Source organism: Clostridium carboxidivorans P7 (assembly GCF_001038625.1).
Classification (GTDB): Bacteria; Bacillota; Clostridia; order Clostridiales; family Clostridiaceae; genus Clostridium_AM; species Clostridium_AM carboxidivorans.
In genome coordinates, this window is sequence record NZ_CP011803.1 from 5,294,269 (window position 1) to 5,308,868 (window position 14,600).

The 14,600-nt window shown below is 29.6% G+C and carries 15 protein-coding genes and 2 riboswitches; of the genes, 11 read left to right on the plus strand and 4 right to left on the minus strand.

Features of this window, described 5'->3' with window-relative positions:
• Nucleotides 1-126: 126 nt before the first annotated feature.
• The 3 genes from Ccar_RS23785 to Ccar_RS26550 all read left to right on the plus strand — a co-directional run bounded on the left by Ccar_RS23785 (nucleotide 127) and on the right by Ccar_RS26550 (nucleotide 2,953).
• Entirely contained in the window at nucleotides 127-1,392 is a 1,266-nt protein-coding gene (locus Ccar_RS23785) for an FAD-dependent oxidoreductase (RefSeq protein WP_007063763.1), read from the plus strand.
• Entirely contained in the window at nucleotides 1,392-2,630 is a 1,239-nt protein-coding gene (preA, locus tag Ccar_RS23790; protein WP_007063762.1) for an NAD-dependent dihydropyrimidine dehydrogenase subunit PreA, read from the plus strand. Before Ccar_RS23785 ends, preA begins: the two co-directional genes overlap by 1 nt.
• Nucleotides 2,631-2,797: 167 nt before the next feature.
• The gene (locus Ccar_RS26550) at nucleotides 2,798-2,953 is read left to right on the plus strand and encodes a hypothetical protein (RefSeq protein WP_007065087.1); all 156 of its coding nucleotides are present in this window, start codon (nucleotides 2,798-2,800) and stop codon (nucleotides 2,951-2,953) included.
• A gap of 265 nt (nucleotides 2,954-3,218) precedes the next feature.
• On the opposite strand, the gene Ccar_RS23795 is transcribed toward Ccar_RS26550, so the two are convergent.
• Complete coding sequence (locus Ccar_RS23795; protein WP_007062863.1) at nucleotides 3,219-4,472, minus strand: S1C family serine protease; 1,254 nt, start codon at nucleotides 4,470-4,472, stop codon at nucleotides 3,219-3,221.
• Nucleotides 4,473-4,699: 227 nt separating this feature from the next.
• A complete protein-coding gene (locus Ccar_RS27675; protein ID WP_007065086.1) occupies nucleotides 4,700-4,828 on the minus strand; it encodes a hypothetical protein in 129 nt (42 codons plus the stop codon).
• Between the two features lie 120 nt (nucleotides 4,829-4,948).
• Here Ccar_RS27675 and Ccar_RS23800 point away from each other — a divergent pair, with 120 nt between their 5' ends.
• The 5 genes from Ccar_RS23800 to Ccar_RS23820 all read left to right on the plus strand — a co-directional run bounded on the left by Ccar_RS23800 (nucleotide 4,949) and on the right by Ccar_RS23820 (nucleotide 10,528).
• Nucleotides 4,949-6,577: a TaqI-like C-terminal specificity domain-containing protein gene (locus Ccar_RS23800; RefSeq protein WP_007062862.1), complete on the plus strand. Its 1,629-nt coding sequence runs from the start codon at nucleotides 4,949-4,951 to the stop codon at nucleotides 6,575-6,577.
• A gap of 168 nt (nucleotides 6,578-6,745) precedes the next feature.
• A riboswitch (purine riboswitch) is annotated at nucleotides 6,746-6,846 on the plus strand.
• A 76-nt stretch (nucleotides 6,847-6,922) separates the two neighbouring features.
• Nucleotides 6,923-8,356 carry an NCS2 family permease gene (locus Ccar_RS23805; protein WP_007062861.1) on the plus strand — a complete coding sequence of 478 codons (1,434 nt, stop codon included), beginning with the start codon at nucleotides 6,923-6,925 and terminating at the stop codon, nucleotides 8,354-8,356.
• A gap of 204 nt (nucleotides 8,357-8,560) precedes the next feature.
• Nucleotides 8,561-9,154, plus strand: coding sequence for a YdcF family protein (locus Ccar_RS23810; RefSeq protein WP_007062860.1), 594 nt, complete (start codon nucleotides 8,561-8,563; stop codon nucleotides 9,152-9,154).
• A 106-nt stretch (nucleotides 9,155-9,260) separates the two neighbouring features.
• Nucleotides 9,261-9,506 carry a hypothetical protein gene (locus Ccar_RS23815; RefSeq protein ID WP_007062859.1) on the plus strand — a complete coding sequence of 82 codons (246 nt, stop codon included), beginning with the start codon at nucleotides 9,261-9,263 and terminating at the stop codon, nucleotides 9,504-9,506.
• A 185-nt stretch (nucleotides 9,507-9,691) separates the two neighbouring features.
• Nucleotides 9,692-10,528, plus strand: a complete 837-nt coding sequence (locus Ccar_RS23820) for an alpha/beta hydrolase family protein (RefSeq protein WP_007062858.1) — start codon at nucleotides 9,692-9,694, stop codon at nucleotides 10,526-10,528.
• On the opposite strand, the gene Ccar_RS23825 is transcribed toward Ccar_RS23820, so the two are convergent.
• Both Ccar_RS23825 and Ccar_RS23830 read right to left on the minus strand, forming a co-directional pair.
• Entirely contained in the window at nucleotides 10,488-11,081 is a 594-nt protein-coding gene (locus tag Ccar_RS23825; RefSeq protein ID WP_007062857.1) for an SGNH/GDSL hydrolase family protein, read from the minus strand. The two genes, Ccar_RS23820 and Ccar_RS23825, sit on opposite strands and share 41 nt — an antisense overlap.
• 24 nt (nucleotides 11,082-11,105) lie before the next feature.
• Complete coding sequence (locus tag Ccar_RS23830) at nucleotides 11,106-11,420, minus strand: hypothetical protein (protein ID WP_007062856.1); 315 nt, start codon at nucleotides 11,418-11,420, stop codon at nucleotides 11,106-11,108.
• A gap of 259 nt (nucleotides 11,421-11,679) precedes the next feature.
• Nucleotides 11,680-11,781, plus strand: a riboswitch (purine riboswitch).
• Nucleotides 11,782-11,891: 110 nt separating this feature from the next.
• Between Ccar_RS23830 and purE the strand changes: the two genes are divergently transcribed.
• The 3 genes from purE to purF are packed head-to-tail and all read left to right on the plus strand — an operon-like array spanning nucleotide 11,892 to nucleotide 14,570.
• On the plus strand, nucleotides 11,892-12,371 hold the full coding sequence (gene purE / locus Ccar_RS23835; RefSeq protein ID WP_007062855.1) for a 5-(carboxyamino)imidazole ribonucleotide mutase: 480 nt from the start codon (nucleotides 11,892-11,894) through the stop codon (nucleotides 12,369-12,371).
• A 1-nt stretch (nucleotide 12,372) separates the two neighbouring features.
• Nucleotides 12,373-13,083, plus strand: a complete 711-nt coding sequence (purC, locus tag Ccar_RS23840) for a phosphoribosylaminoimidazolesuccinocarboxamide synthase (protein WP_007062854.1) — start codon at nucleotides 12,373-12,375, stop codon at nucleotides 13,081-13,083.
• Between the two features lie 47 nt (nucleotides 13,084-13,130).
• Nucleotides 13,131-14,570, plus strand: a complete 1,440-nt coding sequence (purF, locus tag Ccar_RS23845; RefSeq protein WP_007062853.1) for an amidophosphoribosyltransferase — start codon at nucleotides 13,131-13,133, stop codon at nucleotides 14,568-14,570.
• The last annotated feature ends 30 nt before the right edge of the window (nucleotides 14,571-14,600 follow it).

Below are 14,600 nucleotides of genomic sequence, written 5' to 3' on the forward strand. Positions count from 1 at the left end.
GTTTAAAAATAATTGATAATGCTAAAAACCATATTTTTTAGTTTAGATTTACTAATTATGAATATCTAACAATAAGTGAGTATATAAAGAAAATTAAATATTATATATAGGGAGGAAAGTGTGTAAATGGAAGGATATTTAGAAGAAAATAAAAAAACACTAACTAATTTTTTGGCTATTGAAGAAGCTTCAAGATGTTTATTATGCTATGATGCTCCCTGCAGTAAAGCTTGCCCTGCAGGTACAGATCCAGGAAAGTTTATACGTTCACTTCGATTTAGAAATCTTAAAGGGGCTATAGAAACTATAAGAACGAATAATCCTTTGGGAGGAATATGTGCTAGGGTATGTCCTTATGATAAATATTGTGAGGGTGCTTGCAGTAGATGCGGTATAGATAAGCCGATAAAAATAGGGGACTTGCAGAGATATTTAACAGATTATGAGAAAAATAGTAATATGAAGGTTATGGAAAAATCTAAATTAGATAAAGAAAAAGTAGCAGTAATAGGTTCAGGACCAAGTGGGCTTTCTGTAGCAGCTATTTTGTCACAAAAGGGGTATAAAGTTACAGTTTTTGAACAAAAGGAAATTCTAGGTGGATGGCTAAGTTATGGGATACCACCTAAAAGATTACCACAAGAGGTAGTTGAAAATGAAATAAATCATTTAAAAGATTTGGAAATTGAATTTAAAACTAACTGTAAAATAGGAAATCAAGTAAATATAGATAGTTTGAGAAAAGATGGATATAAGGCATTTTTAATTGCTTGTGGAATTCAAAAGTCCAAAAGCATAGAGGTTAATGGAACTGAATTAAAAGGCATTATAAATGGTGTAGATTTCTTATCAGAAGCAAAAATAAAGAAGGGTAATATAAAAGTTGGCATCCATGTAGTTGTTATAGGTGGTGGAGATGTAGCTATGGATTGTGCTTCTACAGCAAAACTTCTTGGTGCAGAAGATGTTAAAATTGTCTATAGAAGGACTATAGAAAAAATGCCTTCTAGTATTGAAGAAAGACAGTATGTTCAAGGCGTATTAAATATTCCTATATTTACAGGATTTAAGCCAGTTGAAATCTTGGGAAAATCAGGAAAGGTAACAGCCCTTAAAGCTAAAGGCATGTTTGATGATTCATCAATGGATCTTGAGGCAGATATGATTATAGTGGCTGTTGGACAAGAAATTGATGATATGGATTCTATAATAGATATTAAATCGGAAGATGTATTTACAGCTGGGGATATAGTTGAAAAAGATAAAACAGTTGTTCAGTCTGTAGGCTCAGGAAAATTGGCGGCAGAAAGAATAGATGCATATTTGACAGAAATAAGGAACACAGATACAGGATTAGGTGAAATAGCATCAGTTAAGGAGGGTTTAAAATAATGAAAAAAAAGGATCTATCCATAGATTTTTGTGGAGTAAAATGTGAAAATCCATTTTTCTTATCTTCCTCACCTGTTGGAAACAATTATGATATGTGTGCAAAGGCATTGGAAACTGGTTGGGGCGGTATAGTATTCAAAACTGTTGGTATTTTTATAGCAAATGAAGTTTCACCACGTTTTTCTGCATTAACTAAGGAATCTACACCATTTGTAGGATTTAAAAATATGGAAATGATAGCTGAGCATCCACTAGATTTTAATCTTGAACAAATGAGATTACTTAAGAAAAATTACCCTAATAAGGTGCTAATAGCCTCTATAATGGGGGAAAATGAAGAAGAGTGGACTAAACTTGCAAAATCTGTTACTGAAGTAGGAGCAGACATTATAGAATGTAATTTCTCATGTCCTCAAATGACAAGTAGTGCTATGGGATCTGATGTGGGACAAAATCCAGCATTGGTTAAAAAATATTCAGCAGCAGTAAGAAAAGGTACACATCTTCCAATTATTGCAAAGATGACACCTAACATAGGAAATATGGAGATGCCTGCAATAGGAGCAATAGAAGGTGGTGCTACTGGTATTTCAGCTATAAATACAATAAAATGTATAACAGGAATGGATTTGGATAAACTTGTTGGATTACCAATAGTAAATGGAAAGTCATCTATATCAGGGTATTCAGGAAAAGCCATAAAACCTATAGCATTAAGATTTATAGCTCAATTAGCAAAAGAGCCAAAGCTAAAAAATGTTCCTATAAGCGGAATAGGTGGAATTGAAAACTGGGAAGATGCCCTTGAATTTATATTACTTGGTGCAAGTAATGTTCAAGTCACTACAGCTATAATGCAATATGGATATAGAATAGTAGAGGATATGATAAGTGGATTATCCTATTACATGGAGGATAAAGGAATAGACAAGTTGCATCAATTAGTTGGAGCGGCCCTCAATAATATTGTTTCTGCTGAAGAACTAGATAGAGATTATATAGTATATCCAAATTATGAACAGGATAAGTGTATTGGATGTGGCAGATGTTATATATCTTGCTATGATGGAGGACATCAAGCAGTAGTATGGGATGAAGAGAAAAGAAGACCATCACTTAATAAGGACAATTGTGTAGGATGTCATTTATGTTCAATGGTATGTCCTATAGAAGGATGTATTACTAAAGGTGAATTGACCTTTAAAAATGGTGCAGAAAGTAGAGAAATTTCTCTTTAATATATAAAGCAAATAGCCTGAAACTTAATAAAAAGTTTCAGGCTAAAAATATTTATATGAATTCCTAATATATTTTTTTTTATGGGTTAGATTATAAAGTGAAACTTATCTAAAATTTTTACTAAAATCTAATCTCACATATAAAAAAGTTAGGAGGTATATGAAAAGTGTCTCATAAAGATAATAAAAATAGCAAAGATAATAAAAAAGCTGGAAAAAAGACTAAGAAAGAGCTTGAAGATATGAAAATGGAAATTTCCAATGATATAGGATTTTCAAGCCAAACTAAAAAGCTTGGAAAGGATAAACCTAAAGAATATTAGTATAATAATTAAACTGTGATGCAAATAAATTTGCGTCACAGTTTTTTAGTAAAGAAAATATCTTAGCTTATTTATTTTGAGTATACGTACTAATAAAATAGCTAAGATATCTAACGGAGGATAGAACTATTGAGTATTTTTTTTTACGTAATAATTACAACCAAATTGTTATGATGTAAAAATTACTTATAAGTAAATTATACCATTAATCCTATGGATTAATAAAGTAAAATATGATATAAATAGTTAATTTAATATTTGTAAGTTATTCTGATAATTTTAATTTTAAGCTCTTAGTTGAACCATCCCTATATACTTCTAAACTTATTTCATCACCAGATTTGTGTTTGGATTTTATAGTATTCATACTATCTACGGATTTTACTGATTTACCATCAAATTTTGTAATTATATCTCCAGCTTGTAGACCAGCTTTTTCAGCAGGACTAAATTCTTGAACTTGAATTACAGCAACTCCTTCAGGAACGTTATTTTGTTTAGCTACGTCTGAAGAAATATCTTTACAAGAAATTCCTATTTTTAATATAGGTTTTAAAAGACTATCTATTTTAGGTTTAATTGAATCCATAGGAATTGCAAAACCTAATCCTTCAACTCCACTTCCATTAATTTTTGCAGTATTTATACCTATTACTTGGCCTTGAGAATTTACCAAAGCACCGCCGCTGTTACCAGCATTTATAGCTGCATCTGTTTGTAGGAAAGTTTGTTTTGGACCATTGGTGCTTTCTTGTATTTCTCTATTCTTAGCACTTATAACACCAGTTGTTACAGAACCCAGAAGTTCCTTACCTAAAGGATTTCCTATAGCAACTACAGGATCACCAACTTGAAGAGCCTCTGAACTTCCAAGTTCAGCTACAGCAGGCATTTTTACACTGCTATCAGTAACCTTTACTATTGCTAAATCCATATTTTGATCATAATTTACTATTTTTGCAGACACTTCTTTTTTATCATTAAGTATTACCTTTACTTGTTGAGCTCCATTTATAACATGAAAATTTGTTAAAATGTAACCTTCACTATTTATTATAATACCTGAACCCATACCTTCCTGTTTTTCAGCAAATCCATAATCATTTTGAGAAATACCTGTGGTAGAAACACCAACTACAGCAGGTCCAACCTTTTGAGCTATTTGAGCTACAGTTAAGGAACCCTTTGTAGATACAGTTGATGCATTAATATAATTTGTAGAAGTAGCGGTAGTTCCACTTCCTTGCTTTAAGTTTTGATATAAAGGTGTATTTTTGAAAAAGTTCGAGTTAGGAAGATAATATAATGTGACTGCAGTAGAAGCTGTTCCTGCTACTACACTACAAATCAATCCAACTATTACATAGGACACAAGTCCTCTTTTTATTTTTCCTTTATGTTTAAAAAACTTATTTTGAAAGTTATAGTTGTTATTACTGTTATTAAAATCCTTACCTTCACTGCTGTTATTAGTATTAACTAATTGAAATCCATTTTTTTCATTATTTGAGTTATCCATGATAAGTACCTCCTTAGGTTTTTGTTGTACTATATTTATTATACTAGAGTTATTTTGTGACATTTTCATGTCAAAATTATGAACACAATATAACTTTTCTGTATAATAATTGTTAATATGTTTAACGATTATTATACAGAAAAGTTATATTTTTATTTCCCAAGGAATAAATACTATATGGGTTACTAAGGCATCTTCAAAAAAATAATAAGTAAGAGCTCCTTTGATTAAGGAGCTCTATTAATATCCAAAGCACTTTGAGGATTCCTTTTTTTCATTTCATCTTTATCAGTAACTATTGGTTTGCGAGGCCTTTTCTTTTCCATTTTCTTTTCTTTTTTGCTTTCAGTATGCATAAAAACAACCCCTTTCAATAATAATATGCTAACCACAAAAAACTTATTTATGCTATGAAAAAAATGTGATAACATATAATATGTGTTTGTAAACAATTTATAAAATTAAGAAGGTTTAATATGTATAAAGACGTTAAATTAGAAAAAAGTTATGATGTTCTTATGGAAAAAAACCGAAAGAAAAGTTATGGATGTTTTTATACACCAGATTATATTATAGATTATATTATAAAAAATACTTTTGATAATTTAAATGTTATAAAAACACCTTTTGTTAAAATTCTTGACCCTTCCTGTGGTTCAGGATATTTTTTAATTAAAGTAATTAAATTTTTGGTAGAGGAATTTACTAAAAATATTGATGCTTTGTCAAAAAAATATGAAGAAGAAGAGTATATTATAAATGGAGATTGTAAGTTAAAAGGTAAAGATTATTGGAAAGTTGAGAATATAATTTTACATATAGTAAATCATTGTGTTTATGGTGCAGATATAGATTATAATGCAGTAGAAATATGCAAGCAAAATATTGTTTCCACTTGTGAAAATAAGAAAGGACTTATTTTAAATGTAGTTTGCTGCGATAGTTTAATTAAATGGGAAAAAGCATATATAAATAAAACAGAAAAGTCAAATTATTTGTGTGATTTTTGGAGTAAAAAATATGACTATATTGTAGGAAATCCCCCTTGGGTTTCTTTAAACAGAAAGAATAAGCAGTGCAAAGATATAGAGCTAATAAATTACTATATAAATGAATATGAGGGAAATATATATTTACCTAATTTATATGAGTATTTTCTTAAAAGATCCTTACAAGTGTTAAAAATGCATGGAAGAATTGGATTTGTACTGCCTGATAGACTTGCAAAAAATCTTCAATACAAAAATTTTAGAAAAAAAATAATTTTAAATTATAGTATAAAAAATCTTGCTTTTGAAATAACGTTTCCAAATATAAATACAGATGTAATGATCTTTATATTAGAAAGAAGTTACAGCAAAGACAATGAAATAGATTTATATGTACATAAAAAGAGAAATTATAGAATTTATCAAAGTCAATATTTAAAAAATGAAAATTATGAATTTCTATATAACAGCAATAGTTTTAATTTAGATATTAAGAAAAAAATAGAAATGAACAGTAAATTTCTTGGAGACATATGCACAACTTTTACAGGATTTATAGGAAGTTCTAAAGAAATAAAAAAATATAGAGTAAATAGTAAGCAAATAAGTATACTAAAAGGAGAGAATATAACTAATTTTAAAATTTTAAGTAAGTTCTATTATGAATTTGAAAAGCAAAATATAAAGGGTGGAACTAGTAATATAAAAAAGTTGACCTATTCACCTAAAATAGTATTAAGAAAAACGGGGAATACTATAATTGCAGCTTTGGATGAGGATGGAACTGCTATAGAACAATCTTTGTATGGCATAATTAATTTAGATAAAAGATTTTCTTATAAGTATGTATTGGGCATATTAAATTCTAAATTAATGCAGTGGTATTATTCCAGTTTCCTTATAACAAATTCAAAGTCAATTCCTCAACTTAAAAAATATAGCTTAAATCAAATACCTATAAAGTTTTGCGATGCTAAGAGGCAGTATAAAATAGAAAATTTGGTAGATAAAATTAGTAAACAACATAATTTATATGAAAAGTTTAAGGATGAACTAGATAATGAAGTTTTTGATTTGTATGAAGTAAGTGATAAGTATAGAGATAAACTGCTGTAAAAGTTTAACTATTAAAGGATTTACTGATGAATATATTTGCAATGTTCGTCCTGTAACGAATGTTTTAAATGCAAATGGAATACATAGTAAATTCTGAGTAGAACATTACATTAAAAAAACATTCAAATATATTGACTTTATGCTTTATCAATGCTAACATATATAACGTAATATAATTAAATAGTCATCCGTATAATCTTGAAAATATGGTTCAAGAGTCTCTACCAGAATACCTTAAATATCTGACTATGGGTGGATCCGTGAAATTTATATTTAAAAAATTGAATTTCTGTTTTGGATTTACTTGAAATCTGAACAGAAATTTTTTTATTGAGGAGGAAAAATATGTATATGGAAAGATCTAATCCAGAAGAACCAAAGAAATCATTTTTAAATTCATTTTTTAAGTTGTCAGAAAACAATACCAATGTTAAAACAGAAATATTGGCCGGAATTACTACATTTATTACTATGGCATATATAATTTTCGTAAATCCTTCAATACTTATGCAGGCGGGAATGAATTCAAAAGGACTTATGGGAGATGCAGCAGTAAAGGCTGGGTTATCAGCTATTAATGATCCAGTTGTAGCTTCAGTATTTGGGGCTACTTGTATAGCAGCAGCAGTGGGTACATTAGTAATGGCTCTTTATGCTAACCTTCCTTTTGCTCAAGCACCAGGAATGGGACTTAATGCATTCTTTACTTATAGTGTATGTTTAACTTTAGGATATACATGGCAGCAAGCTTTAGCCGCTGTATTTGTATCAGGAGTACTTTTTATAATAATTACAGTTACTTCAATAAGAGAAAAAATAGTTGACGCATTACCACATAATTTAAAACTTGCAATTTCAGGTGGTATAGGATTGTTTGTAGCACTTGTAGGTTTAAAAGGCGGCGGAATAATAGTAGCAAGCAGTAGTACATTAGTAACCTTTGGAAAGTTTACAGATCCTCATGTTTTAGTAACAGTTATAGGTATAGCAATAACTGGAATTTTAATGGCAAGAGGAATTAAAGGTTCAATATTAATAGGTATAATACTTACTACTATAGTTGGAATTCCTTTTGGTGTAACACATCTTGCAGGTGTAAAAATAATAAGTGCACCTCCATCTTTAGCACCAACATTATTTGCATTCGATTTTAAAGGACTTTTAGGACTAGGAAAAGCAGGAATGCTTGGAGCTTTTACAAGTTTAATTATGGTTGTTATAACTTTTAGTTTAGTAGATTTATTTGATACTATCGGAACTTTAGTTGGAACTGCACAAAAAGCTAATATGCTAGATAAAGACGGAAAAGTTAAGAATATGCATAAAGCTCTTTTATCAGACGCAGTAGCAACTACAGTAGGCTCATTGCTTGGAACAAGTACAGTAGTAACTTATGTTGAATCCACATCAGGAGTATCAGAAGGTGGAAGAACAGGATTAACATCTTTTACAACTGCTGTATTATTTATATTAGCATTATTCTTCGGAGGACTTGTAGGTGTAGTTCCATCAGAAGCTACAGCACCAGCACTTGTAATAGTTGGAGTTCTTATGATTGGAGCTATAACAAAAATTAATTTTGAAGATTTTACAGAAGCTCTTCCAGCATTTTTCACTATAGCTATTATGCCATTTAGTTACAGTATAGCTAATGGTATAGCAGCAGGAATAATATTTTATCCAATAGTAAAAATAGCAACTGGAAAATCCAAGGAAGTTCACCCTATAGTATATGTACTTGCTTTATTGTTTATATTAAGATTTACATTACTTCCATAAGAAAATTTAGATATTTTAGAGTATATAAATATGTAATTACTCATATTTATATACTCTATTTTTATTTTTTGCATAGGTAGAAACTTCAGTTGTACACATTTTGCTTGTAAAATATTAACAATGTATTAAATGTATTTAAGTTTCATTGAATTGATATACAAAATAAATTACTATTAACTAAAAGATGGATGTTAGGGGGAGCTTATGATTAGATTCAGAAAATTAGTTTTATATGGAATAGGTATACTAGTATTTTTAGTTATAATATTTGCTTTTCAAGTTATCTATTTTGGAGAAAGTTCAAAACCTGAAAAATCTGACTGCATAATTGTATTGGGATGTAAGGTTTATGGGAGTACTCCAAGTCCTTTTCTTATTTGGAGAACAGATGAAGGACTTAGGCTGTTTAAAGAAGGGTATGGCAAGTATATAATAGTGTCTGGTGGAAAAGGCCAAGGTGAGAGTATATCTGAGGCTGAGGCTATGAAAAGATATTTAGTTTCTAAAGGTGTAGATTCTTCTAAGATAATATTAGAAGATAAGTCAGCATCAACTATGGCTAATTTAATAAATTCAAAAAGTATAATGGAAAAAAAGAACTTTAAAACAGCCATTATAGTATCCAATAAATATCACTTAAAAAGAGCTTCTCTTATGGCTACCCAGGAAGGAATAAAAGCAAGTTATTCTGGTGTTTTTGTTAAACCTTATAAAACAGATGAATTTGTTGGATATCTCAGAGAAGTTCCTGCTCTTATGAAGTATTATTTTTTAAAAGCTTATTCTAAAATATTTTAAATAAAAAAGGAAATTTTCAGAAAACATAGAATATATAAAATATAGCAAAATATGTATGCTTAGTTAAAAATTAATACTGAGAACAATAAATTAGGAGGTAATACTGATGGGCAAAGTTTATTACTGCGTGGAATGCAAAAGAGTAATAGAAAATGACAAAGTATGTGATTATTGTAAAAGTGAAAATTTGAAACAACTTACAATTAAGGCTCCTGTAAATGTTATTGGAACTAAAGTAAAAGGAAAGGTTTTTAAACTTAAGGATGGAAAAGTAGATATTTTAATAAGAAATGAAGCTAACGAAAAACTTTTAAAAGAATATGAACCTGCACAATTAAAGAAACTATTGTAATTTTTGATACAAAGAGACTATTTTGGTAGTCTCTTTTTGTATGCATAAAATTAATTTGCTTAATAAATTAGATTTTGCACATACAAAAGGTGAGTAATTAAGTTTTCGTTTTTATGCATAGTTAAATTATGATAAGATATAAATAACGATAATACATATATAATTTAAAAAAGGGGGATTTTTACTTGAGATATGATTTGATTTTTAAAGATGATGTTGAAGTTGATACAGAATATCCAGCCTGTATAAAAACAGTAATTTTGAAAAGTGAAGAGAAGAGATGTTTAGGTTCAATGTACATAGCACAGGGGAAAGGTCCACACCCTACTATAAATTTACTTCATGGATTTCCGGGATATGAACAAAATATTGATTTGGCACAGGTTTTAAGACGTGTAGGATATAATGTACTTATATTTCACTACAGAGGTTCTTGGGGAAGTAGTGGTAGTTATTCCTTTGGTAATATACTTGAGGATGTACAAGTATCTATGGAATTTTTAAATTCAGAAGAAGCGTTAAATGAATATAGAGTAGATAAAAACAAGATAACTCTTATAGGCCATAGTATGGGAGGGTTTGCTACTTTAATGACTGCGGCTAAAAGTTCTCAAATAAGAGCTGCAGTATCCATATCAGGATTTAATTTAGGAGCTTTTGCTGAAGATATTGAAGACAGTAAAGAAAAAATAAGTAAATCAATAGGTGAATGGATAGAAAATATATACCCTCTTAATGCAACATGTGCTAAAAGATTAGTCAATGAAGCTTTAAATAATCTGCATAATTATAATGTTATAAATTATGCAGATAATCTATCTAAGATACCATTGTTATTAGTTGCAGGAACTAGGGATAGTGATGCTCCTCCAAGCATTCACCACACACCATTAGTAAATGCTTTAAGGGAAAGGAATCCTCATAATTTAGAAGAAATTATATTGGATTCAGACCATGCCTTTTCGGATAAAAGAATTTCACTTATTCAAGCGGTAGTTTCATGGCTTGAAAAACATCAATAACACATTGATACATTAATTTATGTCCAAGAGCAGTTGGATGAAGACCGTCTACATATAACTCTCTTGGATTTTTATTTTTTAAGGCTTCTTTAAAACATTTATGAAAGTCTATATAATTTATTTTGGATTTATTGCAAAAGTCCATTATCCAATGCCTATAATCTTCTTCTATGCTATTTACTAAATCATAATTTACATCGCCACTCCACTTTTTTTCTGCTAATACAGCATCTATAGGAGGTTCTATACCTACTATAGGTACAATATTGTAGTTTAAAGCTTCCTTCAATAATTCTTCTAAATTGTCTTTTACCATATTTAATTTACGTCCACACATAAAATCATTGCATCCACCCATGATAATTACATGAGAAGGATTAAGACTAATTACATCTGCATAAGACCTAGATAGCATTCCAGCAGTAGTGTCTCCATTTACGCCTTTATTTACGATTTCCATTTGAAGTTTATTACTTAATATTGATACCCAACAATCTTTTTTAAAAACTCCATAGCCAAAAGTAATACTATCACCTATACATACTAATTTCATATAGACAAATCCTTTCTTTTTAAATTATTTTTTTGAAGATGCCTTAAGTTCCATAAGAAGTTCTTGCTGTTTTAGAATTTGTTGCTGAATGGACCAAGCATTGGCACCATAAATAAAGCTGTTATTTAAAATACTTTTTAAATTTGTCTGGCTTTCACTGGTTAATGAATTTAAAAGATTTTCCTGATGAACTTCAGGTATAGAATAAAAAACTTCTTTTATTTCTTCATTGAAAGCTTTTAAATTACTTGTTAATTCTTCTGTCCTTTTCTTGAAATTATTTTTACATACAAAAAGTGAAGCTGCAACTATAAATATAAAAAAAATTAAAACACCCATTAAAAATACCTTCCTTTAACACTGCAGTTATTCTAAATTTGTACTCTAATATCAAATTTATTAAGTATATTATAACAAAGTTGGAACATTGATGTTAAGCTTTTATTTTTAATGTTAAATTTTGTGTTATAATCTATAGTTCGTAATGGTACGAACTATAAAACTTAAAATTAACATAAGAAACTATTAAAATACGAATATTTTTATATATAGTGATGAAAATATATTGATTTTTAAAAAATAATATGCTACCATGAATACGTAAGATGAATAAAACGTCCATATAATCCTGATAATAAGGTTCGGGAGTTTCTACTAGGGAACCGTTAATTTCCTTTCTATGGGTTAATCTGAAGAATATGATACTTTTAGTTTTTTCTGAAGGTATCTTTAAAATTCTGCTGCCAGATTCCCTGTGAATTGGTGGTGGAATTTTTTATTATAAATATTGGAAAATGAGGAGGAACTTTAATGAAAGTTGCTATTATTTTTGGAAGTAAGTCTGATACAGAGAAAATGAAGGGAGCTGCTAATGCATTAAAAGAGTTTGGCATAGAGTATAAAGCTTACATACTCTCAGCGCATAGAGTCCCAGAAAAACTTATGGAAACAATTAAAAATATAGAAAATGAAGGTTATGAATGTATAATAGCAGGAGCAGGTCTTGCAGCTCATTTGCCAGGGGTTATAGCCTCACATACAATTCTTCCTGTTATAGGAGTTCCTATTAACGCAGCACTAAATGGAATGGATTCACTTTTAGCTATAGTTCAAATGCCAAAATCAATTCCAGTGGCAACAGTAGGTATTAACAACAGTTATAATGCTGGAATGCTGGCAGTTCAAATGTTATCTTTAAAATATCCAGAAATTAAAGAAAAACTTAAAAAATATAGAAAAGATATGAAAGAAAAATTTATAAAAGATAATGAAGAGGGAGTGGAGTTATAAAATGGAAAAGAGAGAAATGATATACGAAGGAAAAGCTAAGAAGGTATATGCTACAGATGATAAGGATAAGGTAGTTGTTTATTATAAAGATGATGCTACAGCTTTTAATGGTGAGAAAAAAGGACAAATAGAAGATAAAGGAGTTATGAATAATTCAATTACTTCAGCATTATTTGAACTTTTAGAGAAAAATGGAGTAAAAACTCACTTTGAAAAGAAATTAAACGAAAGAGAACAACTTTGCAAAAAAGTAGAAATAGTTCCTCTTGAAGTTATAGTAAGAAATGTTGCAGCTGGAAGCATGGCTAAAAGATACGGTTTACAAGAAGGATTTGAACTTAAAACTACAGTATTAGAATTAAGCTATAAAAATGATGATTTAGGAGATCCTCTTATTAATGACTATCATGCAGTAGCTATAGGAATTACAACTTTTGATGAATTGAAAACTATATATGCTATGGCATCAAAGATTAATGATATTTTAAAGGAATTCTTCTTAAAACAAAATATAAAATTAATAGATTTTAAATTAGAGTTTGGAAGATTTAATGGAGAAATACTTTTAGCAGATGAAATATCACCAGATACATGCAGATTCTGGGATGCAAAAACTAATGAAAAATTAGATAAAGATAGATTTAGAAGAGATCTTGGTAATGTAAAAGAAGCTTATATCGAAATATTAAACAGAATAGGTGCAAACAACTAGTAAAGTTACTAGTACTATTTAAAAATTAAAAAGAGGGGAATCTAATAATGTGCAATTTAAAAGAATGTATTAATAAGTCTTTAGTATTTGATTTAGAAGAAGATAAATTCAAAGATGAATGTGGTGTTTTTGGTATTTTTTCACCAGATAATTTAGACGTAGCATCTATAACTTACTATGGACTTTATGCACTTCAACATAGAGGACAAGAAAGTGCTGGAATAGCTGTATCAGATGGCAAGGAATTAAAATGTTATAAAGATATGGGTCTTGTTTCGGATGTATTTAATCAAAATATAATAAAGGATTTAAAAGGAATAAGCGCAATAGGTCATGTTAGATATTCTACTACTGGTTCAAGCAATGCAAACAATGCGCAGCCTCTAGTTGTAAAATATAAACTAGGTTCCCTTGCAATTGCCCACAATGGAAATTTAGTTAATACGGATATAATAAGAGAACTTCTTGAAGAGGGAGGATCTGTTTTCCAGACTTCCATTGATACAGAAGTAATCCTAAATTTAATAGCTAAGGGTGCAAAAAAAGGCATAGAAACAGCAGTGGTTAATGCTATACAGGCAGTAAAAGGATCTTATGCAATTGTGCTTTTAACTCAAGATAAACTTATAGGAGTACGTGATCCAAATGGTATAAGACCACTTTGTATAGGTAAGATAAATGATAGCTATATATTATCTTCTGAAAGCTGTGCACTTGATTCTGTAGGAGCAGAATTTATAAGAGATGTAGAACCTGGTGAAATTGTAATTATAGATAAAGAAGGAATTAGATCTATAAATTTTGCAGAAAAAACAAAGTGCGAAACTTGTTGTTTTGAATATATATATTTTGCAAGACCAGATAGTACTATAGATGGTATAAATGTTTATAGTTCAAGAGTAAAGACAGGCAAAAAACTATATGAAGAATGTCCAGCAGAAGCAGATATAGTTATAGGAGTACCTGATTCCGGTATACCAGCAGCTGTAGGATATGCAGAAGCTTCAGGAATACCTTATGGAACAGGATTTATAAAAAATAAGTATGTAGGAAGAACATTTATAACTCCTTCACAAGAATTAAGAGAAAGAGCAGTTTCAGTTAAACTTAATCCTTTAAAGGTAAATGTAGAAGGTAAGAGAGTTGTAATTGTTGATGATTCTATAGTAAGAGGAACTACAAGTAGAAAATTAGTAGAAGCTTTGAGAAAGGCTGGAGCTAAGGAAGTTCATTTTAGAGTTTCTTCACCTGTAGTAAAATATCCTTGTTATTTTGGAATAGATACTCCTTATAGAAGTGAACTAATAGGAGCTCATGCTGAAATAGAAGAAATAAGACAGGAAATAGGTTCAGACAGTTTAGGGTATGTAAGTATTCCAGGACTTTTAGAGGCTCTAGATATAAACAAAGGTTTTTGTCTTGGATGCTTTAGCGGAGTTTATCCAGTATCAGCTCCTATGGAGCAAGCTAAGAACCATTTAGAATAAATAGGAGATACTTATAGTATCTCCATTCTT